Consider the following 22,668-nt stretch of genomic DNA (forward strand, 5'->3'; position numbering starts at 1 on the left):
TCTGTTCGGTGATGGGGACTGTTCGGGGTGGCCGGGCAACCCGACAACGATCTTGTGCGAGGATCGATGGCGAATCTGCCTTGCGTGGCAAGCGCTTGCTGCTGCAGCGCGTTTTCCGACCGGGGTTTGGTGCCAAGTCTAACCCAGGCCCCTCGATTCCCTGAAGAAGCGCGCGCGGCGCTGCTATTCTCCGACTCCATCCGAGTTCTCCGGACGCCGCCCGCGGCGGCCGCCGCCCCTGCCGCCATGCGCCCCACCCCCACCCCCGATGCCTTCGCCCAGGCCCGGCAGTTCTTCCTCGACGGGCTGAAGGCCCTCGAGACGGCCCGCTTCGAGGCCGCGGAGCAGCTTTTCCTGTCGTCGCTCGCACTGCTGCCGGGCCGCGTCTCGACCCTGGTCAATCTCGCCGCGACGCAGTTGAAGCTGTCGCGCCCGCAGGCGGCCCTGGCGGCCGCCGAGCAGGCCCTGGAGGCCGAGGCCGAGGACCCGGATGCGTGGTTTCACAAGGCCAGCGCCCTCGGGCAGCTGAACCGGCACCCGGAAGCGCTGTCGGCCTTCGAGAAGGTGCTGTCGCTGGGCGTGTTTCCCGCCGGCGCGCTCTGGCTTCGCCATGGCCAGACCCTGCAGGCGCTGGGCCGGCCCGCGGAGGCGCTAGCCTCCTACGATCGCGCGCTGGCCGCCGACCCCGGCATCGCCCAGGCCTGGAGCAATCGAGGCAGCATCCTGCGGGAACTGAACCGCCACCCCGAAGCCGCCCATGCCTTCGAGCAGGCGCTGGCGCACGGCGGCGATCCGGCGCTGCACCGGTACTACCTCGCCGCGGTCTCCGACGGCCCCGCGCCGGCGACCGCGCCGGGCCACTATGTCGAAACCCTGTTCGACGACTACGCCGACGACTTCGATGCGCACCTGGTGGGCCTGCTCGGCTACCAGGCGCACAGCACCCTGGCCAGGCACCTTGCCGAGCTGGGCCGGGGCCGCTTCCGCTCGGCCCTCGATCTCGGTTGCGGAACCGGCCTGTGCGCTGCGCTACTCAAGCCGATGGCGGAGCGGCTCACCGGCGTCGACCTGTCGAGCCAGATGCTGGACAAGGCCCGAGCCCTCGGGCTCTACGACCAGCTCGCGCATGGCGACATCCTGGCCTACCTGCGAGGCACGGACGCCCGCTACGACCTGGTCACCGCCGCCGACGTCTTCATCTACGTGGGCGACCTGGAGCCGGTCTTCGCCGCGCTGGAGCAACGGCTGGAGCCGGGCGGCCTCTTCTGTTTCTCGGCCGAGAGCAGCGCCGCCGAAAGCGTCGATTTCGAGTTGCTGCCGAGCCTGCGCTACGCCCATTCGGAGCGCTACCTGCGCGGGCTGGCCGCGCGCCACGGCTTGAACCTGGTCCAGCTGATCCGGGCACCGATCCGCGAAGACCAGCGCGAGGCGATCCAGGGAATGTTCGTCTATCTGGAGCGGGCCGGCGGCTGACGCTCTACTTGTGCTTCGGCGAGATGAGCTTGAGCTTGGGGAAATAGGTCTTGTAGCGCGCGCTGTCGCGCGAGACGAGGGTGCAACCCGCCAGTTGAGCGTGGGCGCCGATATAGAAGTCCGGCAGCAGTGAGGTTCGCGTGCCGCCGGCCTTGCGATACTGGTGGAACGCCGATGCCGCGGTTCGCGCCGCCGCATAAGGCAGGTCCAGCCGCTCGTAGAGTCGCGGGGGCAGCGCGGCGTCCAAGTCGCGGTCCGAAACGAAATAGACCGACACCTCGGCATAGATCAACGGATTGATGGCCAGCTTGCCACGGTTCAGGCAATCGCCGATGGCCGAGGACGACCAGTCGATCCATCTCGGATCTTCGTGGATGACGTCGATCAGGACGTTGCTGTCGATCAGGAAGGTTTCCAGCGCCTCAGCGTTCGCCACGCGTCATCTCCAGCCACTCGTCCGCCGACAGGCCGATATTCGAGTTCGCGCTGCCGCGCAGCAGGGCGATCGCCTCCTTGGCCGGCGAAGTCGCGCGCTTCACGGGCCTCACGATGATCTGCTTGTTGCGGTACTCGAACTCCACCTCGTCGTAGGGCTTGAGGCCCGCGAGCTCGCGAATGTTCTGGGGAATGGTCACCTGACCCTTGGAGGTGAGTCGCATGGGCGCTCCTGGTAATACTGGCGAAGTAAGAGTTTAGCGCCGCAGGTCCAGACTGCGTGCTTCCACGACCGGCCGCGTCATTTCACCCTTCATCCCGGTTCATGAGACAATAGCGCCTGTTGCCGGGTCCAGTTGCCCGCGACGCCGGCTCTCTGCCGGGGACGAAGACGGCCTTATGCAGGCTTTCGGGCTCCCACCTCTGACCTTCATCTGCCCTTACTGGCTCGACGTCCACATGACGCCCGAGCGGGTGGATACCACTGCGCCGTGTAGGGCGCTTGTTGAACTCAATGAACTTTGATGAACTGAAGCTGGCCCCGGCCATCTTGAAGGCCGTGCATGAGCAGGGCTACGAAACGCCGACGCCGATCCAGGCCCAGGCCATTCCGGCCGTGCTCGACGGCCACGACCTGCTGGGCGGCGCCCAGACCGGCACCGGCAAGACCGCTGCCTTCACCCTGCCCCTGCTGCACAAGCTCACGATGAGCCGCAGCGCCACCAACAAGTTCGGCGGCACCGGCATCCGTGCCCTGGTGCTGACCCCCACGCGCGAACTCGCGGCCCAGGTCGAAGAGTCCGTTCGCACCTACGGCAAGTACCTCCAGCTGACCTCGACCGTGATCTTCGGCGGTGTCGGCATGAACCCGCAGATCAGCAAGCTCAAGAGCGGCGTCGACATCCTCGTCGCCACTCCCGGCCGCCTGCTCGACCTGCAGCAGCAAGGCATGCTCGACCTGTCGCAGGTGCAGATCCTGGTGCTCGACGAAGCCGACCGCATGCTCGACATGGGCTTCATCCACGACGTCAAGAAGATCCTCGCGCTGGTGCCCCGCGAAAAGCAGAGCCTGCTGTTCTCGGCCACCTTCAGCGACGAGATCCGCGACCTCGCCGCCACGCTGCTCAAGAACCCGCAGAGCATCCAGGTCACGCCGCGCAACACCACGGTGCAGCGCATCACGCAGGTGATCCACCCGGTCGGCCGCGGCAAGAAGAAGGCGCTGCTCGCCCACATCATCAACGAGCACAAGTGGAGCCAGGTGCTGGTCTTCACCCGCACCAAGTTCGGCGCCAACAGCGTGGCCGAGTTCCTGACCAAGAACGGCATCGAGGCGATGGCGCTGCACGGCAACAAGAGCCAGAGCGCCCGTACGCAGGCGCTGGCCGGCTTCAAGAGCGGCGACATCCGCGCCCTGGTGGCGACCGACATCGCGGCCCGCGGCATCGACATCGACGAGCTGCCGCACGTCGTCAACTACGAGATCCCGAACGTCAGCGAAGACTACGTGCACCGCATCGGCCGCACCGGCCGTGCCGGATCGAGCGGCGAGGCCGTGAGCTTCGTGTGCCTCGACGAAGAAGGCTTCATGCAGGAGATCGAGCGCTTCACAAAGCAGACGATTCCGGTGCAGGTCATCGACGGCTTCGGTCCCGAGGACGGCGAGCGCGCCGAGCCGATCGCCATGGGTCGCCAGACGATCTGGGGCGGCGCCGGCCGTCCGCCGAGCCGCGAAGTGATGCAGGCCGCAGCCAAGGCGGCTCGCACCGAGATGATGCAGCGCATCCGCGAGAACAAGGCGGGCCAGGGCGAGCGCAGTGGTGGCGGCGGTGGTGGCAATGGCGGTGGCCAGCGCCGCGGCGGCGGCCAGGGCCAGGGCGCACCGGCCGGCCGCAGCGCCAATGGCGGCGGCGGCCAGGGGCCGCGTGGCCAGGGCGGCCGCGGCCAAGGTCCGGCACGCGGACCGCAAGGACCGGCGCGCGCGCCGCACCATGCGCCGACCCACCATCAGAATCATCTGCCGCATGAAGAGCGCCAGCCGCGCCATCACGGCAACAGCCACAGCCCGACGCAAGCCGATGCGGTGGCGCATCTGCGCGCTGAAGCGGTCGCCGGCGGCGACGGCCAGCCCGATCCGTTGCGCACCAGCGTCGACAGCCTCGGCGGCCGCGGCCGTCGTGGCGGCGGTGGCGGCTACGGCGGCAATCGTTCCGGCGGCGGTGGCCGTTCGGGTGGCGGCGGCCGCTCGGGCGGCGGGTACGGTGGTGGTGGCTACGGCGGCGGCGGCGGTGGCCGCTCCTTCGGTCGCTGAGTCGCAGCGAGTCCACTTCTCCGACAAAAAGGGCGCGCTGCGCCCTTTTTCTTTTGGCCTCGCGCCGCGGCCTCAGCCCAGCCGCTTGGCCGTCTGGCGATCGAACAGGTGCACGCTCTCGCTGCCGATCACCAGCCCGACCATCTGGTCCGGCTGGGCATCGACCCGGCCGTGCACCGCGAGCGTCAACTGGACGCCCCCGACCTCGACCAGCAATTCGGTCTCGGCACCGGTCGGCTCGACCACGATCACCCTCGCCGGCACGCCGCGCGACGGCTCGGACAGCGTGATGTCGCCGGGCCGCACGCCATAGTGCACGGCCTGCCCGTCGACCGCCCCCGTGGCGGCCGGCGCCGGCCACGAGGCGCCCTGCGCCTCGACACTGCACTGGCCATTGGCGCGCCGCACCGTGCCCTCCAGCACGTTCATCGAGGGCGAGCCGATGAACTGGGCGACGAACAGGTTGTCGGGCCGGTCGTAGAGCTCGAGCGGCGTGCCGATCTGCTCGACCGCGCCGTCGTGCATGACGACGATCCGGTCGGCCATCGTCATGGCCTCGATCTGGTCGTGGGTGACGTAGACGGTGGTGGTCTTGAGCCGCTGGTGCAGCGCTTTGATCTCGGCCCGCATCGCGACGCGCAGCTTGGCGTCCAGGTTGGACAGTGGCTCGTCGAACAGGAAGACCTTCGGGTCGCGCACGATCGCGCGCCCCATCGCGACCCGCTGCCGCTGTCCGCCCGACAGCTCGCGCGGATAGCGCCCGAGCAGGTGGTCGAGGTTCAGGATCTTGGCGGCATCGGCCACCCGCTTGTCGGTCAGGCCCTTCTCGGCCTTGCGCAGGCGCAGGCTGAAGCCCATGTTCTCGCCGACCGTCATGTGCGGGTAGAGCGCGTAGCTCTGGAACACCATCGCGATGTCCCGATCTTTCGATTCGAGTTCGTTGACGACCCGCCCGTCGATCATGATCTGGCCGCCGCTGATGTCCTCCAGGCCGGCCAGCATGCGCAGCAGCGTCGACTTGCCGCAGCCCGAAGGCCCGACCAGCACGACGAACTCGCCGTCCTCGATCTCGAAGCCCAGGCGCTCGATGATCCGGGTCTTGCCGTAGGACTTCTGGACGTCCCGAAAAGTGACTGAAGCCATGTTGTCTTTTTCCCTTCTGGATCAGCTCTTGACGGCGCCGGCGGTGATGCCGCCGACCATGTAGCGCTTGAACGTGTAGTAGATGGCCGCCGGCGGCAGCGCGTAGATGAGGCCGGTCGCCATCAGCAGTTCCCAGGGCGAATCGTCGGCCGCGAGGAAGTTGCCGAGCGCCACGGCCAGGGTCACGCTGCGGTCGTTCGACAGCAGCAGGAAGGCGTACAGGTACTCGTTCCAGGCCAGCAGCAGCGCGTAGGTACCCACCGCCACCAGCGAAGGCACCATCAGCGGCAGGTACACCAGGCGGAACAGCTGCAGCGGCGAAGCGCCGTCCATGCGCGCCGCTTCGTCGAGCTCGTAGGGCAGCTTGTCGGAGGCCTGCTTGAGCACCCAGATGCAATAGGGCGATGCGATGGTGACCATCGCGAGGATCAGCGCCCACTGGCTGTTGAGCAGGCCGTAGTTGCCCATGGTCTTGTACATCGGCACGGCGAGGAACGCGGCGGGGATGAAGTAGGTGAAGAGCGCCATGTTCATGACCGTGCGGCCGCCCCGCACCCGCAGCCGGCTGATCGCGAAGGCCGCGGTGGTGGCGACGAACAGCGTGATCCCCCCGACCGCCACCGCGATGAACAGCGAGTTGCCGAGTTGTACCCAGAAATGATCGAGATAGAAGTGCTTCTGATGGAAGACTGTCGAGAAGTTGTCGAAGGTCGGTGAGGTCGGCCACAGGCGGCCGCTGGTCGCGGTGCCGCGCGGCGAGATCGCGAACAGCACCATGTGGTAGATCGGGATCAGCGTCCACAGCAGCACCGGGATGCCGATCAGCAGCAGCTTGGCCTCGTTGCCGACGGCCTTGACGGTCCAGCGCTTGCGGCTCATTTGGACAACCTCTTCATCATGAAATAGACCAGCGGCAGCACCAGCGGCATGGCGACGACGATGGAGGCCATCGACAGATCGACCTGGTCGAGTCGCAGGTAGCGGATGCCGAGCGTCGCCAGCACGTGCGTGAGGTCGGCCGGACCGCCCCCGGTCAGCAGGTAGACGCTGTTGAAGTCGCCCAGCGTCCAGATCATCGACAGGATCAGCGAGGTCACGTAGAGCGTGCGCAGTGCCGGCCAGCTGATGAAGCGGAACTTCTGCCATGAACTCGCGCCGTCGACCGAAGCTGCCTCGTACTGTTCGCCCGGAATCGCGAGCCGCCCGGCGACCAGGATCAGGGTCCAGAAAGGTAGCGACTTCCAGATGTGCATCAGCATCGCGAAGCTGAGCGCCAGCGTCGGGTCGTTGAGCCAGTTGGGCCCGTCGAGCCCGGTCAGGCGGAAGATGGTGGTGTTGATCACGCCCCACTCGGGGTTGAGCATGAAGCGCACCGACAGGATCGTCGGGATCGACGGCACCGCCCAGGGCAGGATGAAGATCCCGGCGAGGATCTTGATCCACCAGCGCGACTGCACGAAGAAGCCCGACAGCACCAGCGCCACGAGCATCTTGACGTTGATCGCGACGACCAGAAAGATGATCGTGTTGATCACCGAGCGGAAGAAGATCGGGTCTTCGACCAGGTGCACGTAGCTCTGCGGATGGCGCGCCAGCCAGAGGCCGTAGCACACCGGGTAAAGCACGAAGATGGCGAACACCAGCAGGTAGGGGATGACCATCATCCGCCCCCAGAACTGCCAGCGTCCGAGCTTGATGGGTGTCGCGGCGGTGCCGGCCGCGGTCACGGCGCTTGCTGTGGAACTCATGGTCGGCCGCCGTTTCAGCTCAGCGAGCGACCGTCTTGATGCGCTCGATCATCTCGTCGACCGCCTTGTCCACCGGCACCTTGTCGCTCACGATGCGGTTCATCGCCTTGGCCCAAACGTTCTCGTTGTTGAGCACCGTGAACTTGTAGTTCTTGGTGAATTCGAAGGTCACGGTGCCGGCGGCGTACTGGTTGAAGACCGACTTGCGGTGCGAATCGGCCTGCCAGAAGGGGCTCGCCTGCCCGGCCTTCGTGACCGGGAACCAGCGCCCCAGCGAGCCTTCGACGTACGGCGTGAGGTTTTCTTCCTGCAACAGGAAGGCCACGAATTCCTTGGCGCGCGCCTTGTTCTTGGCTTCCTTGAAGACCACGCCGGTCTTCACCGCGGTCCGATAGACCATCTTGCTGCCGTCGGGCTTGTTCGGGAAGCCGGCCGTGCGGATGCGTTCGGTGTAGTTCTTCTTCGCTTCCTCGCGCTGCTCGGGCGTGAGCGAGGCATTGTTCGAGTCATCGAGCCACTTGGCCGGCAGCGAGATGGTCGCGTTGTGCGTCATCGCGGTGGTCTTGTTGTGGAAGGCGACGTTGTTGTCCGGGTCTTTCCAGCTGGTGGAGGACGGCGGCGTGCAGCCCGTCAGGTAGGGCTTGGTGTAATCGGTCATGGCCGAGATCAGGCCGGCGCGCACGGCCGGATCGTCGACCAGCAGCTTGCCGCTGTCGCTGACGAGCTTCACGTTGTAAGCATCGGCGAAGGTCAGGAACGAATAGAAGGCATCGCTCGAATCGACGCCCATCGGCATGCCGATGCCGAAGTTGCGCTTGCCGGTCTTCTGCCGGCTCGCGGGCTGCACCTTCTCGCACCAGAACGACCAGTAGTCCTTCCAGTTCGTCGGGATGTCCGACTCCTTGAAGCCGGCCTCGTTGAGCATGTCGATCCAGTACTCGATATGCATCGTCTGCTGCTTGATCGGGAAGGCGTAGTAGGCCTTCGACTTCGTCTTGTCGTCGTAGAGGAAGGTGGTCTCGATCGTGTTGGGCGCGAATCGGGAGGCGATCGGCGCCAGCACGCTGCTGATGTCCTCGAGCTTGTCGTCATAGGCCCACTTGCCCGTGACCTGGAAGTCATAGACGTCGGCATAGGCGACGTCGGGCGGGCTGCCGGAGTCGAGCGCCGAGACGGTCTTGGGGATCATGTCCTGAACCGGGTACTGCGACAGTTCGACCTTGACGCCCTTGTGCTTGTCCTCGAACTTCTTGATGGCCGCGAACAAGGCATCGTCCTCGGCCTTGTAGAAGCCCTTGACCCACCAGACGGTGAGCTTCTCCTGCGCCGAGGCCTGGCCGGCGACGGCGAGGCCCAGGGCCATCATCGTCGGGACCACGAGTGCTTTGAATTTCATGTTGCCTGTCTCCTTTTTCTTGCAGCTAAACAGCTCGATGCACGAGCCGGGGGTGGGAAGTAACTACGGTGCTCCGCGTCAGACGGCCGCCCGCAGGCGCGGCGGCGGACGCGACAATCGGGGCAGTCGTCGGCGCGAGCCCAGCACCTCGTCGATGTCCGCGCGCGCGCCGTCGATCAACAGGATGATGGCTTGCTCGGCCCGCGCCGGATCGCGTGCGATCACGGCGTCGAGCACGGCACGGTGCATCGGCAGCGACTGCGCCGGGCCGTCTTTCTTGACGGTCGAGATCTCGAAGCTGGTGCGCAGCAACGCGTGCAGCGCCTTGCTCATCTGTGCCAGCATCCGGTTGCGGGCGCTGCGCAGCAGGCCGTTGTGGAAACGCAGGTCGAAGCTGACGTAGTCGCCGCCGAACTCCACGGCATGCTTCATGCCGGCGTAGGCGGCCTCGATCTCTTCGATGTCCTCGGCCGTCGCGCGCTCGGCCGCCAGCCGCACCGCGGCCGGCTCGACCGCGCGCCGCAGGTCCTGCAGGTCGCGCAGGAACTCGGGCGTGAGGCCGGCACGAGCCTGCCAGGTGATCACGTCGGGATCGAACCAGTTCCAGTGCTCGTCGGGCAGCACCCGGGTACCGACCTTGGGGCCTGTGATGATCAGGCCCTTGGCCACCAGCGACTTCACGGCCTCGCGCACCACCGTGCGGCTGACGCCGAAAGCCTCGCACAGCTGGGGCTCGGCCGGCATCGGCGTGCCGACCGCGTAGCGGCGCGAGACGATCGCCTCGCCCAGCAGGTCCAGCGTGCGGCCATGGGTGTTCTTGGCCATCGTGATCGGCTCAGGCGTCGACCGGCGTCAACAACGGCCGGCCCGTGAAATGGGCGTGCAGGTTGTCGAAGGTGAGCTGGCCCATCGCCTCGCGCGTCTGCTTCGTTCCGCTGCCGATGTGCGGCGTCAGCACCACGTTGGGCAGCATGCGCAGGGCTTCGGGCACGTTCGGCTCGTTGGCGAAGACATCGAGCCCGGCACCGGCGATGGTGCCGTGGCGCAGCGCATCGATCAGTGCGGCTTCGTCGACCACGCTGCCGCGCGCGACGTTGACCAGGTAACCGTCGGGGCCTAGCGCCTGCAGCACGCGGGCATCGATCAGGCCCTTGGTGGCGGCGCCGCCGGGGGTGATCACGACCAGGAAGTCGACCGCCGCGGCCAGCGAGACCGGATCGGGGTGGTAGGCATAAGGGACACCGGCACGCGGCGAGCGCGAGGTGTAGGCCACCTCCATCTTGAAGGCCAGCGCGCGCTCGGCGATCGCCTGGCCGATGCGGCCCATGCCGACCAGCCCAAGCCGGCCGCCCGTGACCTTGCGGCTCAACGCGATCGGGCCGTGGGTCCATTCGTTGGCGCGCACGAAGCGGTCGGCCTGCGGGATGCGGCGCGCGGCCGCGATCAGCAGGCCGATGGCGAGGTCGGCCACATCGTCGTTGAGGACCGCAGGCGTGTTGGTGACCGGGACGCCACGCGCATGCGCGGCCGCGACGTCGATGCCGTCGTAGCCGACGCCGAAGACCGAAATCACTTCCAGCGCCGGCAATTGCGCGATCAGTTCGCGCGGCACCTTGGCCTCGCCGTTGGCGACCACGCCGCGGATGCGCGGCGCCACGGCGCCGAAGGCGGCCGGGTCGCTGACATGGATGCGATCGTGCAGGGTGTAGTGCTGACGCAGCTGGTCGAGCAGGAAAGGCATCAGCGGCGCGACGAGCAGCAGCTCGGGCCGGTCAGTGGCGCTGCTCATTGGAAAACCTCCGTGCTTCGCACTGCGGTGCGAGCCCCCTTCGGAACGGCCGGGCGGGGGCTCATACCTTGATCCCCAGCTTCTGCACCAGCTGCTTGAAATAGTCGTGGTCGCGCTGCATCGCCTGGCCGAAGGCATCGGCGTCGAGGTAGGCGAAGCCGAGGTTGAGCTTGTCGAGCTGCTCGCGCAGCAGCGGCTCGTCGGCGCCCTTGCGGGCCATGGTGCGCAGCACCGTCGAGATCTCGGCCGGCGTGGCCTTGTGCACCGCCAGTCCACGCCAGGTGCCGATCGAGAGGTCGATCTTGCGCTCCTTCAGCGTCGGCACCTTGTCGAAGGCCTTCAGGCGCTGGTCGGCCATCACCGTCAGCATCTTGAGCTTGCCGGCCTGCACATGGACCGCGACTTCGCCGGGACTCACGGCCACCGCGTCGATGTGGCCGCCGAGCAGCGCCACCACGCCGGGTGCCGCACCTTGGTAGGGCACATGGTTGAACTTGACGCCGGTCTTGTCCTCGAGGCCCGCGGCAGCCAGGTGCCAGATCGAGCCGTTGCCCGAATTGCCGACCTTCATCTCGCCGGGCTTGGCCTTGGCTGCAGCGAGGAATTCCTCGATGGTGTTCCAGGGGGCGTCGGACTTCACGGTGATCGCCGCCGGATCGGCGTTGAGGCGCGCGATCGGCTGGAAGTCGGCGTAGGTGAATTTCGACAGGCCGAGGTGCGGCAGGATCACGAGTTCGGCGATGACGACGCTGACCTTGTAGCCGTCGGGCTTGCCGTTGAGCACGTCGCTCATGCCGACCACGCCGCTCGCGCCGGGCCTGTCGTTGACGACCAGCGGCTGCGGGAAGTGCTTCTTTGCGGCTTCCGCGAAGGCGCGCGCCAGCGCGTCGGTCCCGCCGCCGGCAGAGGCCGGCACCACGAGCTCGACCGGCTTGGTCGGATAGTCCTCGGCGTGCACGGGCAGCACCCAGGGCAGCAGGGCTGCGGCTCCGAGGCCCTGTAGCAACTGCCGGCGCCCCGCGTTCGATGAATGGGCCATGAATCGTCTCCTGCGGAGCCCGCCGCGGAGCCCTCGATTCAAATCATATGATGATTGACTTCGACGGCCGGCAGGAGAAACCCTGATCGGCCGCGATCAGCCGGCGGTCATCGCCCGCTTGACGAAGCGGCCCGCACGCGCGCCGGTGGCGCGGCCTTCGGCGGTGTAGCTCAACACGCCGTTGACCCAGACCCGCTCGATGCCTTCGCTGAACTGGCGCGGCTGCTCGAAGGTCGCGCCGTCCTTCACGCGCAGCGGATCGAAGACCACCACGTCGGCCATGTGGCCGGCCTTCAGCAGGCCGCGGCCGTCGATGCGAAAGCGCGCCGCCGACAGGCCCGTCATCTTGTGGACCGCCTCTTCGAGCCGCAGCAGGCCCTTCTCGCGCCAGTAGCTGGCCAGCACGCGCGGAAACGCACCCCACAGTCGCGGATGCGGCCGTTCGTCGTTCGGCAGGCCGTCGGATCCGATCATCGAGAGCGGATGCGCCATCACGCGCTGCACGTCGTCCTCGCGCATCTGGAAGTAGCAGGCATTGCCGGGCTTCAAGCGCCGCGCCGCCTCCTGCTGCGTGACGCCCCACTCCGCCGCGATGTTGGCCAGATAGCGGCCGCCGACCTCGGGGTGCGGCTGGCTGCCGGTGATCAGGATGTCGATGATGCCGTCGACCAGGTCCTCGCGCAGCACGGTCGAGCCGGCGGTGTAGGGATAGACGTCCATGGCGATCTCCTGGCCGCGCGCCAGCGCTTCGATCAGCGGCAGCGTCTCGCGGGTGCGGCCCCAGTTGGCGGGTCCGGCGCATTTGTGGTGCGAGATCACGAGCGGCAGGCCCGACTGCCGCGCGGTCAGCGCGGCCTCCTGCAGCGCCGGCAGGATGCCGGCCAGTTCGTCGCGGATGTGGGTGGCGTAGACACCGCCGTTGCGCGCCGCCACGCTGGCGACCGCGACCAGCTCGTCGACGTCGGCGGCGAACGCCTCTTCATAGAACACGCCCGACGACAGGCCCAGCGCGCCGGCGTCCATCGCCTCCTGCATGTCGGCCGCCATGGCCGCGCGCTCGGCCGCGTTGGCGGCCCGGTCGAGCACTGCCATGTGGCGCATCCGCAGCGCGGTGTGACCCAGCAGCGCAGCGACGTTGACCGCCGGCCGCGCCGCGTTCACCGCTTCGGCATAGGCGCGCATCGTGGCGTGCCGGAACTGGCCCCGGCCCAGCAGCGACAGCGGTGCCGGCGGCGTGTCGGTCACCATCGGCGCGAGCGAGATGCCGCAGTTGCCGACGATGACTGTGGTCACGCCCTGCGAGATCTTCGGCAGCATGTCGGCCTTCTCGATCGCGGCCGAGTCGTCGTGCGTATGGACGTCGATGAAGCCGGGCGCGACCACCAGGCCAGTGCAATCGATCTCGTCGATCGGGCCCAGCGCTCGCAGGCCGGCGAGCAGATCGGGGGAGGTCCGGCCAGGCGCCGCCACCGACACGATGCGCTCGCCGGCGAGCAGCACGTCGCCCTGCCATCCCGGGCTGTCGCTGCCATCGACGACCGTGCCGCCCCTGAGCAGCGTCGCGTGGCCGGATCCTGTGGGGCCGGTGCCTGGGATGGTCATCGTTCGTCCTCGAATGGCTCCGACGCGCCCGAATACTCGGCGCTGTCGAAGCCGTGCTTGTGCAGCAGCTGCTTGAATTGCTGAAGGCCGCGCGTCGCGACCGGCCCGAGCTTCTGCGCCAGCCGCACCATCAGGATCTCGATCACCACCAGGTGCGCCAGATAGGCTTCGGTGCCGACCCGCATCACCGCGTCCTGCGGCACCGACACCGCGAGCACCAGGTCCGCGATCTCGGCCAGCTGGGTGCCCGGCTGGGTCAGCGCCACCACGGTGGCGCCTTGCGAGCGCGCAAAACGCGCGGCCTCGAGCGTGTAGGGCATGCGGCCGACGTGCGAGATCACGAAGGCCACGCCGTCGGGTCCCAGCGTGCTGGCCGAGACCAGCTGCTGGTGGGCGTCGAAGATCGCATTGGCGGTGCACCCCAGCCTGAAGAGCCGGCTCTGCAGCTCGTTCGCCATGAAGGTCGAGGCCGCGCCCACCGAATAGCAGTCGATGCGCCGGGCCTCGGCCAGGCGACTCGCGACCTTGTCGAGCACCTCGACGTCGAGGCGGCGGCCCAGCTCGGTCAGCGAGGACACGGCGGCGTGGACGATCTTGCTCGCCACGTCGCCCGCGCTGTCCTCGGCCAGCACGCTGCGGTGCAGGTAGGAGCCCGTGACGGCCAGGTCCTGCGCCAGCGCCAGCATGAACTCGCGCACCGACTCGAAGCCGAAGCTGCGGCAGGTTCTCACGATGGTCGGCATCGACACGCCGGCCTGCTGCGCGAGCTGCTCGACCGTGGCGGCCACCGCCGCGCGCGGGTCTTCCAGCACGCACTGCACCACGCTGCGCTGCGCTGCCGGCAGCTGCGCCATGCGCTCGCGCAGCCGCTGCAGGAGATGAACGGAAGGGTTGTGCATGACGGCCCTCAGAAGCGCGTGCTGATGGCGCCGCTGACCGCCAGGTCGTCGTCGACCAGCGCGAGCCAGCGCCACTTGTCGAAGGTGGTGCATGGGTGCGAGATGCCCAGAGCGACGCGATCGCCGACCTGCGGCACCGTGCCCGCGGCATCGAAGCGCAGGTAGGCATGCTGGTCGTTGAGCGCGCTGATCGTCCAGCCGGGCGGCGCATCGGCCGCCACGCGAGCACCGCGTGGCGCATGCCGCACCGGCACCGGCATCTCCAGGTCATAGGAGATGTCGCGGCGCCCGCAGGTCAGCAGCGCCAGCCCGGGCTCGGGCACCGACTGCACCATCGCCCAGACCTCGAGCGCCGCGCGCAGCGAGGCGTCCAGCCCTTCGCGCTGCTCCACCTGCTTCAGGAAGCGGGCGTAGTTGCCGTTGTCGTGCGTGACATAGCAGCCCGAGCGCAGCACGCCGAGCACCGGGCGCGACAGCCCCTGCGCACGCAGCAGCGGCACGACCAGGTCGAACACCGCGGAGCCGCCGGCCGTGAGCATCAGGCTGTCGTCACCGAACAGGTTCTGCGCATCGCAGCAGCGCGCGACCTCGAGCACGCGCTGCACCAGCGCCGTGACCTCGCGCGCGTCGTGCTCGCTGTCGCAGCGGGCGAGGCCGCCTTCGTAGCATTCGATGCCGCCGAGGTGCACGACAGGCGAGCGCGAGATCGCGGCAGCCAGTGCGAGCGCTTCCTCGAGCGTGCGACACCCGGTGCGCTGGCCGGGAATGCCGATCTCCAGCAGCACGTCGAAGCGTCGCGGGCTTTGCCGGCGCCGCGCCCAGTCCTCGATCAGCGCCAGCTGCGCCAGCGAATCGACCAGGAACCAGACCCGCAGGTCGCCGTGCCCGGCCAGCAGCACGTCGAGCCCGTCGAGATCGGCATCGGCGAGCACCTGGTTGGCGATGATGGCCCGCCGGGCCCCCGCTTCGACGCCCACGGCGAGCTGGAAGATGGTCGCGAAGGTGAGGCCCCAGGCGCCGCCGGCCAGCTGCTGCGCGAACAGCTCGGGCGACATGGTGGTCTTGCCGTGCGGCGCCAGGGTCACGCCCTTGCGCCGGGCGTAGTCCTGCATCCAGGCGATGTTGTGCGCCAGCGCGGATCGGCGGATGACGGCCAGCGGATAGGCCAGGTCATCGGCCAGCACGTTCCAGCCCTTCTGGCCGATGTCGGCGGCGCGGCATGGCGCGGCCCCCAGCGGATAGCTCTTGCTTCGGTGGTCGAGGATCAGCTCTTCAGTCATGTTCGCTCCGATGTTGCTGCGTGCCGCCAGCGTACTCAAAGATCGTTGCGCCAGCAGGCGTGCCAGTGGCCGGGCTGCACTTCGCGCAGCTGCATGTCGGCGCTGGCGCAGCGTTCCTCGGCCAGCGGGCAGCGGGTGCGGAACACGCAGCCCGAGGGCGGATTCGCCGGGCTCGGCAGGTCGCCCTGCAGCAGCGGGACCACGCGCCGCTGGGCCGGGTCGGGGATCGGTGCCGCCGCCAGCAGCGCGCGCGTGTAGGGATGCTGCGGGCTGGCATAGAGCGCTTGCGTCGGCGCGATCTCCATCACCCGGCCGAGATACAGCACCACCACGCGATCGCACAGGTACTCGACCACGTCCAGGTCGTGCGAGATGAAGAGCAGCGTGAGCCCGAGCTGCTCCTTCAGTTCGCCCAGCAGGTTCACCACCTGGGCCTGGATCGAGACGTCGAGCGCCGACAGCGGCTCGTCGGCAACGATGAACTGCGGCTCGACCGCCAGTGCGCGCGCGATGCCGATGCGCTGGCGCTGCCCGCCGGAGAACTCGTGCGGAAATCGCTCGGCGTGTTCGGGGCGCAGGCCCACCTGCTGGAGCAGTTGCTCGATGCGCGGCTTGCGCGCCGCACCCTTGGCCAGCCCGTGCGTGTCGAGCGCCTCGGCCAGCACCTCGCGGATGCGCATGCGCGGGTTGAGGCTGGCGTAGGGATCCTGGAAGATGATCTGCACCTTGGAGCGCAGGGGGCGGAACTGCGACTGCGACAGCTGGGCCAGGTCCTGCGGCGGCGCATCCGAGCCCTGCGCCTGGTAGGACATCGCACCGCCGGTCGGATCGACCAGCCGCGTCAGCAGGCGCCCGATGGTGCTCTTGCCCGAACCCGATTCGCCGACCAGCCCGAGCGTCTCGCCCTTGCGGATATCGAAGCTCACGTCGTCGACCGCGCGCACCGGATGGCTGCCCTTGCCGAAGTACTTCTTCAGGTTGCGGATCTCGAGCAGGTTCTCGCTCGCCAATGTTGCGCTCGTCATGCGGCCAACTCCTCGGTGAATCCGATGCAGCGCACCCGGCGATCGCCGCCGGCATCGAGCATCGGCATGCGGGCGTCGCAGGCTTCGCGGCGGTGCGTGCAGCGCGGCGCGAAGGCGCAGCCGGGCGGCGGCGCGAAGGGGCTCGACACCTGGCCGGGGATGGCGACCAGCTGGGGGCGCCGGCCGGGCAGCACGGGCGAGGCGCGCCGCCGCGCCACGCCCGGCAGGCAGGCCAGCAGGCCGCGCGTGTACGGGTGCGCGGGCCGGGCGAAAAGGTCATGGACCGGCGCCGACTCGACGATCCGGCCCGCATACATCACGGCCACCGCGTCGGCGTACTGCGCGACCACGCCGAGGTTGTGGGTGACGAACAGCATGCTCATGCCGGTCTCCTTCTGCAGCCGGCCCATCAGCGCCAGGATCTGCGCCTGGATCGTGACATCGAGCGCGGTGGTCGGCTCGTCGGCGATCAGCAGGGTCGGGTTGCAGGCCATCGCGAGCGCGATCATCACGCGCTGGCGCATGCCGCCCGAGAGCTGGTGCGGGTACTCGTTGACCCGCTGCGCCGCGGCCGGGATCTCGACCAGTTCGAGCATGCGCTGCGCATGGGCGTGCGCCGCCTTGCGGTCGAGCTTCAGGTGCAGCCGCACCGATTCGGCGATCTGCTCGCCGATGGTCAGCACCGGGTTCAGGCTGGTCATCGGCTCCTGGAAGATCATGCCGAGCTCGTTGCCGCGCAGCGCGCGCTTTTCGGACTCGGGCAGGTCGAGCAGGTTGACGCGCCGGCCGTCGCGCCGCACGAACCAGGCCTGGCCCTCGACCTGCGCGTGCGAGGTCTTGGCATGCAGGCCCATCAGCGTGAGGCTGGTGACGGATTTGCCGGAACCCGATTCGCCGACCAGCGCCAGCGTCTCGCCGGGACGGATCGCGAACGAGACATCGGCGACGCTCTGGATGCGGCCGGCCTCGGTGGCGAAGGAGGTCGACAGGCCCTGCACTTCGAGGCGGGGCGATGCGGATGCGATCGGGTTCATGCGGCCTTCCTCAGCTTCGGGTCGAGCAGGTCGCGCACGCCGTCGCCCAGCATCTGCAGCGACAGCGCGGTCAGCACGATGGCCAGGCCGGGACAGAAGATGGTCCAGAAGGCGCGGTCGGCATAGTCGAGGCTGCCGGCGATCATCGTGCCCCAGGTCGGGATGTCGGGCGGCACGCCGACCCCAAGGAACGACAGTCCGGCCTCGGCCAGGATCGCGTAGGCGAAGATGAAGGTCACCTGCACCAGGATCGGCGACATCAGGTTCGGCAGGATGTGCTTGCAGAGGATCTTCGGCGTGCGCACGCCGAGCGCCCGCGCCGCGTCGACGAACAGCAGCTCGCGCAGCACCAGCGTGGTGGCGCGCACCACGCGGGCCACGCGCGGCGTGTAGACGATCACCAGGGCCAGCATCACGTTCCACAGCGAGACGCCGAGGATCGACACCAGCGCGATGCCCAGCAGGATGTCGGGGAAGGACATCATGGCGTCGACCACGCGCATCAGCGGCGCGTCGAGCCGGCGGAAGAAACCCGCGAGCATGCCCATCAAGGTGCCGAACAACACCGCGCCGGCGGCCGTCACGACGCCGATCAGCAGCGAGTAGCGCGCGCCGTGCACGATGCGCAGCATCACGTCGCGGCCCAGCTCGTCGGTGCCGGCCCAGTGTTCGAGCGAAGGCGCATGCAGGCGCTGGCCGATCTCGATGGCGCCGGGGTCGGCGTCCGACAGCAGCGGGTAGAGCACGGCGACACCGGTCACCAGCAGCAGCACCAGGGCCGCCGCCAGCACGATCTTGCGCCCGAACAGGCGCCGCGCCACCGGCATCGCTGCGCGCCAGCGGGAAAGAAGCGAGGCTCTCATTTGCCCTCCAGCCGGATGCGCGGATCGACCAGCGTATAGATGAAGTCGACACCGAGGTTGATGAAGACGTAGATGGCGGCGATGACCAGCAGCGTGCCCTGGATCACCGGATAGTCGCGCCGCAGCACCGCGCGCACCACCAGGTTGCCGACGCCGGGCAGGTTGAAGACCGTCTCGGTCACGACCGTGCCGCCGATCATCAGCGCCAGCGTGAGGCCAAGCACCGTGACGATCGGCACCAGCGCGTTGCGCAGCACGTGCTTGACCATGATCACGCGCTCGGGCAGCCCCTTGGCGCGGGCCGTGCGCACATAGTCCTCGCCGAGGATGTCGAGCATCGAGGCCCGCGTGAAGCGGATGATCAAAGCCGAATTCAGCAGGCCCAGCACCAGCGCCGGCAGCAGCAGGTGCTGGAGGCGCTCGCCGAAGGACGCGCTCGGGTCGCCATAGCCCGAAGCCGGGAACCAGCCGAGCCTGACGGCGAAGAACTGGATCAGGATCAGGCCGAGCCAGAAGCTCGGGATGCTGGCGCCGAGCATCGCGACGCCGCTCACGGCCTGGTCGGCCGCGCTGCCGCGCCAGATCGCCGCCGACATGCCGGCCGGGATGCCGATCAGCGCCGCGATGCCGACCGCGAACAAGGCCAGGAACAAGGTCGGCTCGGCGCGCTCGAGCAGCGCCTGCGAGACCGGCCGCTGCAGGAACAGCGACTGCCCGAGGTTGCCCTGCAGCAGCTCGCCGACCCACAGCACGAACTGCGTCGGCAGCGGCTTGTCGAGGCCGTACTGGATGCGGGCCTGGGCGATGTCGGCCGTCGTGGCCTGGTCGCCGAGCAGCAGCGCGACCGGATCGCCGGAAGCCAGCCGGGTCAGCGCGAAGACGAGCACCGCGACGATGGCGAGCACCACCACGGCCCCCGCCAGGCGGGTCAGCAGAAAGCGCAGCATGGGGCGTTCCGTTCCGGCCTACTTGGCGAGGCCGGTGTTCCAGAAGAACGGCCAGATGGCGGGCGTGTAGCCCTCGAGCTTGGCCGAGCGCGCCGACAGTCCGTTGAACTTGCCGACCTCGATGAACGGCACTTCGTCATACACCGTCTGCTGCACCGTGCCCCACAAGGCGCCGCGCTTGCCGCTGTCGGTCTCCTGGTTGAAGGCCTTGAGGCTGGACTTCTTCGCCGCTGAATCCCACCAGCCCGGCGCGTCGTCGCCGAGTTGCGGCGGCGACAGCATCGGTTCCGGGAACAGGCCCGAATGGGTGAAGTACACGTCCCACAGCTTCGGGTCGTTGCGCCGCTGCACCAGGGTCGCCCAGTCGACCACCTGCAGGTCGGTCTTGAAGCCGGCCTTCTTGAGCTGCTCGGACATCACCAGCGCCATGTTGTAGTGGAACTCGTACTGGCGGCTGGCCATGATGCGGATCGGCTGGCCGTTGTAGCCCGCCTTGGCCGCGGCCTCCTTGGCGGCCTGCGGATTGCGCGTGTTGTAGACGTTGCTGCCGGTCGCCGCGTAGTACGGCGTGCCCTTCGGGAAGAAGTTCGGCTCGACCACGAAGAAGCGGTTGTCGCCGAAGCCGGCCGCCATCAGCTCGCCCTGCCCGACCGCGGTCTGCACGGCGCGGCGCAGCGGCTGCGAGGTCAGCACGCCCTCCTTGGTGTTGAACACGATGTAGGGGAAGCCGAAGTTCTTCGTGACGATCGGCACCACCGCCGGCGCGCCCTTCTCGATCCGGCCGATGGCCTCGACCGGCAGCAGGTCGGCGTACTGGAACTGGCCCGACAGAGAGCCTTCGACGCGCGTGTTGGCATTCGGCACCGGCACGAAGCGCAGTTCGTCGAGCACGGCTTCGCGACGGCCGGCATAGCCGCTCGGTGCTTCCTTGCGCGCGCTGTAGCCGTCGAAGCGGGTCAGCACCGTGAACTGGTCGGGCCGGCGCTCCTTGAACTTGTAGGGGCCGGTGCCGATGAAGTCCTTGAGCTGCGGCGCGATGCTCTCCTTGGCCATGATGGCGGCCATGCCGCTCGGCAGGGCGAGCTGGGCCAGCAGCGGCGCATATGGGTTCTTGAGCTTCAGCTCGACGCCGAGCGGGCCCTTGGCGCTCAGTGACTCGACTTCCTTGGCGACCGACTTGCCGCGCGGCGAGAGTTCCATCCAGCGCTGCAGCGAGGCCACCACGTCGTCGGCGTTGAGGTCGCGCCCGTTGTGCAGCTTGACGCCCTTGCGGATCGTGAAGCTGTAGCTGAGGCCGTCCTTCGAGACCACGGGCATGCCTTCGGCCAGCATCGGCGCCACGTTCCAGTTGGCGTCGAAGGTGTAGAGCGGCTCGTAGACGTGCTGCATGATCGTGCCGACCAGGTCGGCGGTGCTGACCATCGGGTCCAGGCCTTGCGGCTCGCCGACCATGGCGAGATTGGCGGCCCCGCCCTTGGGCAGTTCGGCCTGGGCCGCACCGGCCCACAGCCCGAGCGCGACGCAGGCGGCGAACGCCCCCGCGAGCGGACGCCATGGCGATCCACGCGTTGGCTTCAACCGGAGAAAACCAGATGTGGCTACAGTGTTGGCGGAAGATTGCATCGCGGCTCCGTGAGTAATAACATTACATCGGCGATCGTATTTCCCAGCGAATTGCGCGTCAAACGGGGGTTTACCCTTAATTTTTCTGTAATTTCATTACACACCTACCCGCCATGTCCAAAGTTGAAATGCTCGGCCAGTCGCCGATCGCCTCCGATCGCCAGGCCCGTCCGCTGTCCCCCGCCACCCGCGCCGGCGACTTCGTCTTCGTCTCGGGCCAGGTGCCCACCGACGACCAGGGCCAGGTCATCGTCGGCGGCATCGAGGCGCAGACGCGCCAGGTCTTCAAGCGCATCGAGCAGGCCCTGGCGCTGGCCGACTGCACCCTGGCCGACATCGCCAAGGTCAGCGTCTGGCTCGACGACGCGCGCGACTTCGGCAGCTTCAACCGCGTCTACATGGAATGCCTGGGCGAGCACCGGCCCGCGCGCTCGACCGTCGAGGCGCGGCTGATGATCGACGCCAAGGTCGAGATCGACGTCACGGCCTACAAGCCGCGCGGCTGAGACGGAGACCGCGCCGATGTCTTCCCATCACCTGGTGGCGGTCGACTGGGGCACCAGTTCGCTGCGCGGCGCGCTGCTCGACGCCGACGGCCGCGTGCGCGAGGAGCAAAGCCATCCGCGCGGCATCCTGAGCGTCAAGCCCGGCGGCTTCACCGAGGTCTTCGAGACCCTGTTCGGCGACTGGATGCGCCCGCTGGGCACCCGCTGCCTGATCTCAGGCATGGCCGGCAGCAAGCAGGGCTGGGTCGAGGCCCCCTACTGCCCCTGCCCCGCCGGCCTGTCCGAGGTGCGCGCCAAGGTGCTCGAGATCGAACCCGGGCGAATCTCGATCGTGCCGGGCCTCAACGACAGCCACGACGGCGTGCCCGACGTGATGCGCGGCGAAGAGGTCCAGATCTTCGGCGCCATGGCGCTGACCGGCCTGCGCGACGGCCTGTTCGTGCTGCCCGGCACGCACAACAAGTGGGCCCGCGTCAAGAACGGCATGGTGACGGGCTTTCGCACCTTCATGACCGGCGAGCTCTATTCGCTGCTGAGCCAGCATTCGATCCTGGCGCGCACGCTCGACACCTCGGCGCCGCTCGACGAAGCCGCCTTCCTGCAGGGCGTGACGCAGTCCGACAACGGCCAGGGCCTGCTGCACAACGCCTTCGGCGCGCGCACCCTGGCGCTGTTCGACCGCATGCCGACGCGCGAACTCGCCAGCTACCTGTCGGGCATCCTGATCGGCGAAGAACTGCGCACCCAGTCGGTCCATGCCGCGGTCGACGTGGTGCTGATCGGCAGCCCCGCACTCACGCAGCGCTACCAGCTGGCGCTGCAGGCCGCGGGCACCCAGGCCCGCACGCTCGGCGCCGAGGCCACCTGGGCCGGCCTGCACGCCATTCACTCCACCAGCCACCGAAAGACATGACCATTCCGCTCGCCAAATTCTCCGCCGCCATGCAGGCACTGCCGCTGGTGGCGATCCTGCGCGGGCTCACGCCGGCCGAAGCGCCCGCGGTGGGTGACGCCATCGTCGACGCCGGCTTCCGCCTGCTCGAGGTGCCGCTCAATTCGCCGCAGCCGCTCGAGAGCATCGCCCTGCTGCGCCAGCGCTTCCCGCAGGCGCTGGTCGGCGCCGGCACCGTACTCGACCCGCAGCAGGTGCGGGCGGTGCAGGGCGCGGGCGGCGAACTGATCGTGGCGCCGAACTTCAACGCCGAGGTGATCGCCGAGGCCGTGCGCCTGGGCCTGGTGAGCCTGCCCGGCGTGATGACGCCGACCGAGGCCTTCGGCGCGCTGGCCGCGGGCGCCACCGGGCTCAAGCTGTTCCCGGCCGAACTGGCGTCGCCGGCGGTGGTCAAGGCCCTGCTCGCAGTGCTGCCCAAGGACACGCCGCTGATGCCGGTCGGCGGCATCACGCCCGACAACATGGACGCCTGGCGCGCCGCAGGATCGGCCGGCTTCGGCATCGGTTCGGCGCTCTACAAGCCGGGCAAGAGTGCCGCCGCGGTGCACGAGGACGCACTGCGCTTCGTCGCCGCGTTCAACCGCACGCAGCGCGCCTGACAAT

At 68.4% G+C, this 22,668-nt stretch carries 22 protein-coding genes; 5 read left to right on the forward strand and 17 right to left on the reverse strand.

The annotated features are described in order from the left end of the window. The first annotated feature begins 246 nt into the window (after positions 1-246). Entirely contained in the window at positions 247-1,473 is a 1,227-nt protein-coding gene (locus tag QZH52_RS20550; RefSeq protein WP_301812457.1) for a tetratricopeptide repeat protein, read from the forward strand. Positions 1,474-1,477: 4 nt separating this feature from the next. Here QZH52_RS20550 and QZH52_RS20555 read toward each other — a convergent pair whose 3' ends face one another. After that, positions 1,478-1,909: a type II toxin-antitoxin system VapC family toxin gene (locus QZH52_RS20555; RefSeq protein ID WP_301812458.1), complete on the reverse strand. Its 432-nt coding sequence runs from the start codon at positions 1,907-1,909 to the stop codon at positions 1,478-1,480. Continuing rightward, positions 1,896-2,132, reverse strand: a complete 237-nt coding sequence (locus tag QZH52_RS20560; protein ID WP_301812459.1) for an AbrB/MazE/SpoVT family DNA-binding domain-containing protein — start codon at positions 2,130-2,132, stop codon at positions 1,896-1,898. The genes QZH52_RS20555 and QZH52_RS20560 overlap by 14 nt, the downstream gene beginning before the upstream one ends. A gap of 290 nt (positions 2,133-2,422) precedes the next feature. Here QZH52_RS20560 and QZH52_RS20565 point away from each other — a divergent pair, with 290 nt between their 5' ends. Continuing rightward, positions 2,423-4,219, forward strand: a complete 1,797-nt coding sequence (locus QZH52_RS20565; protein WP_301812460.1) for a DEAD/DEAH box helicase — start codon at positions 2,423-2,425, stop codon at positions 4,217-4,219. A gap of 72 nt (positions 4,220-4,291) precedes the next feature. Here the strand turns inward: QZH52_RS20565 and QZH52_RS20570 are convergent, their stop codons facing one another. The 15 genes from QZH52_RS20570 to QZH52_RS20640 form a co-directional block, all read right to left on the reverse strand. After that, positions 4,292-5,362, reverse strand: coding sequence for an ABC transporter ATP-binding protein (locus QZH52_RS20570; protein ID WP_301812461.1), 1,071 nt, complete (start codon positions 5,360-5,362; stop codon positions 4,292-4,294). A gap of 21 nt (positions 5,363-5,383) precedes the next feature. Beyond that, on the reverse strand, positions 5,384-6,241 hold the full coding sequence (locus QZH52_RS20575) for a carbohydrate ABC transporter permease (RefSeq protein ID WP_301812462.1): 858 nt from the start codon (positions 6,239-6,241) through the stop codon (positions 5,384-5,386). Continuing rightward, positions 6,238-7,110 (reverse strand): carbohydrate ABC transporter permease, encoded by an 873-nt coding sequence (locus QZH52_RS20580; protein ID WP_286522926.1) that lies wholly within the window; start codon positions 7,108-7,110, stop codon positions 6,238-6,240. Before QZH52_RS20580 ends, QZH52_RS20575 begins: the two co-directional genes overlap by 4 nt. Before the next feature lie 19 nt (positions 7,111-7,129). Then, positions 7,130-8,506: an ABC transporter substrate-binding protein gene (locus QZH52_RS20585; protein WP_301812463.1), complete on the reverse strand. Its 1,377-nt coding sequence runs from the start codon at positions 8,504-8,506 to the stop codon at positions 7,130-7,132. 78 nt (positions 8,507-8,584) lie between these two features. Continuing rightward, positions 8,585-9,331, reverse strand: coding sequence for a FadR/GntR family transcriptional regulator (locus tag QZH52_RS20590; protein ID WP_301812464.1), 747 nt, complete (start codon positions 9,329-9,331; stop codon positions 8,585-8,587). Positions 9,332-9,341: 10 nt separating this feature from the next. Then, positions 9,342-10,295, reverse strand: coding sequence for a 2-hydroxyacid dehydrogenase (locus QZH52_RS20595; protein WP_301812465.1), 954 nt, complete (start codon positions 10,293-10,295; stop codon positions 9,342-9,344). Between the two features lie 61 nt (positions 10,296-10,356). Further along, positions 10,357-11,334 (reverse strand): Bug family tripartite tricarboxylate transporter substrate binding protein, encoded by a 978-nt coding sequence (locus QZH52_RS20600; RefSeq protein ID WP_301812466.1) that lies wholly within the window; start codon positions 11,332-11,334, stop codon positions 10,357-10,359. Between the two features lie 96 nt (positions 11,335-11,430). Next, the gene (locus tag QZH52_RS20605; protein ID WP_301812467.1) at positions 11,431-12,936 is read right to left on the reverse strand and encodes an N-acyl-D-amino-acid deacylase family protein; all 1,506 of its coding nucleotides are present in this window, start codon (positions 12,934-12,936) and stop codon (positions 11,431-11,433) included. After that, on the reverse strand, positions 12,933-13,835 hold the full coding sequence (locus tag QZH52_RS20610; RefSeq protein ID WP_301812468.1) for a MurR/RpiR family transcriptional regulator: 903 nt from the start codon (positions 13,833-13,835) through the stop codon (positions 12,933-12,935). The genes QZH52_RS20605 and QZH52_RS20610 overlap by 4 nt, the downstream gene beginning before the upstream one ends. An 8-nt stretch (positions 13,836-13,843) precedes the next feature. After that, positions 13,844-15,115 carry an amino acid deaminase gene (locus tag QZH52_RS20615; protein WP_301812469.1) on the reverse strand — a complete coding sequence of 424 codons (1,272 nt, stop codon included), beginning with the start codon at positions 15,113-15,115 and terminating at the stop codon, positions 13,844-13,846. A gap of 35 nt (positions 15,116-15,150) precedes the next feature. Continuing rightward, the gene (locus QZH52_RS20620) at positions 15,151-16,140 is read right to left on the reverse strand and encodes an ABC transporter ATP-binding protein (RefSeq protein WP_301812470.1); all 990 of its coding nucleotides are present in this window, start codon (positions 16,138-16,140) and stop codon (positions 15,151-15,153) included. Next, entirely contained in the window at positions 16,137-17,174 is a 1,038-nt protein-coding gene (locus QZH52_RS20625; RefSeq protein WP_301812471.1) for an ABC transporter ATP-binding protein, read from the reverse strand. The genes QZH52_RS20620 and QZH52_RS20625 overlap by 4 nt, the downstream gene beginning before the upstream one ends. Beyond that, positions 17,171-18,037: an ABC transporter permease gene (locus tag QZH52_RS20630; RefSeq protein WP_301812472.1), complete on the reverse strand. Its 867-nt coding sequence runs from the start codon at positions 18,035-18,037 to the stop codon at positions 17,171-17,173. Before QZH52_RS20630 ends, QZH52_RS20625 begins: the two co-directional genes overlap by 4 nt. Continuing rightward, positions 18,034-18,984 (reverse strand): ABC transporter permease, encoded by a 951-nt coding sequence (locus QZH52_RS20635; protein WP_286522943.1) that lies wholly within the window; start codon positions 18,982-18,984, stop codon positions 18,034-18,036. The genes QZH52_RS20630 and QZH52_RS20635 overlap by 4 nt, the downstream gene beginning before the upstream one ends. An 18-nt stretch (positions 18,985-19,002) precedes the next feature. Further along, positions 19,003-20,493 carry an ABC transporter substrate-binding protein gene (locus QZH52_RS20640; protein ID WP_436411615.1) on the reverse strand — a complete coding sequence of 497 codons (1,491 nt, stop codon included), beginning with the start codon at positions 20,491-20,493 and terminating at the stop codon, positions 19,003-19,005. Positions 20,494-20,720: 227 nt separating this feature from the next. On the opposite strand from QZH52_RS20640, the gene QZH52_RS20645 reads away from it, so the two are divergent. From QZH52_RS20645 to QZH52_RS20655, 3 genes are read left to right on the forward strand one after another with little or no spacing between them, the layout of a single operon-like run. After that, a complete protein-coding gene (locus QZH52_RS20645) occupies positions 20,721-21,113 on the forward strand; it encodes a RidA family protein (RefSeq protein WP_301812474.1) in 393 nt (130 codons plus the stop codon). 16 nt (positions 21,114-21,129) lie between these two features. Beyond that, the gene (locus QZH52_RS20650) at positions 21,130-22,026 is read left to right on the forward strand and encodes a 2-dehydro-3-deoxygalactonokinase (RefSeq protein ID WP_301812475.1); all 897 of its coding nucleotides are present in this window, start codon (positions 21,130-21,132) and stop codon (positions 22,024-22,026) included. Continuing rightward, the gene (locus QZH52_RS20655; RefSeq protein WP_301812476.1) at positions 22,023-22,664 is read left to right on the forward strand and encodes a 2-dehydro-3-deoxy-6-phosphogalactonate aldolase; all 642 of its coding nucleotides are present in this window, start codon (positions 22,023-22,025) and stop codon (positions 22,662-22,664) included. Before QZH52_RS20650 ends, QZH52_RS20655 begins: the two co-directional genes overlap by 4 nt. Positions 22,665-22,668 lie beyond the last annotated feature (4 nt).

Source organism: Variovorax ginsengisoli (genome assembly GCF_030486595.1).
In the GTDB taxonomy this organism is placed as follows: domain Bacteria; phylum Pseudomonadota; class Gammaproteobacteria; order Burkholderiales; family Burkholderiaceae_C; genus Variovorax; species Variovorax ginsengisoli_B.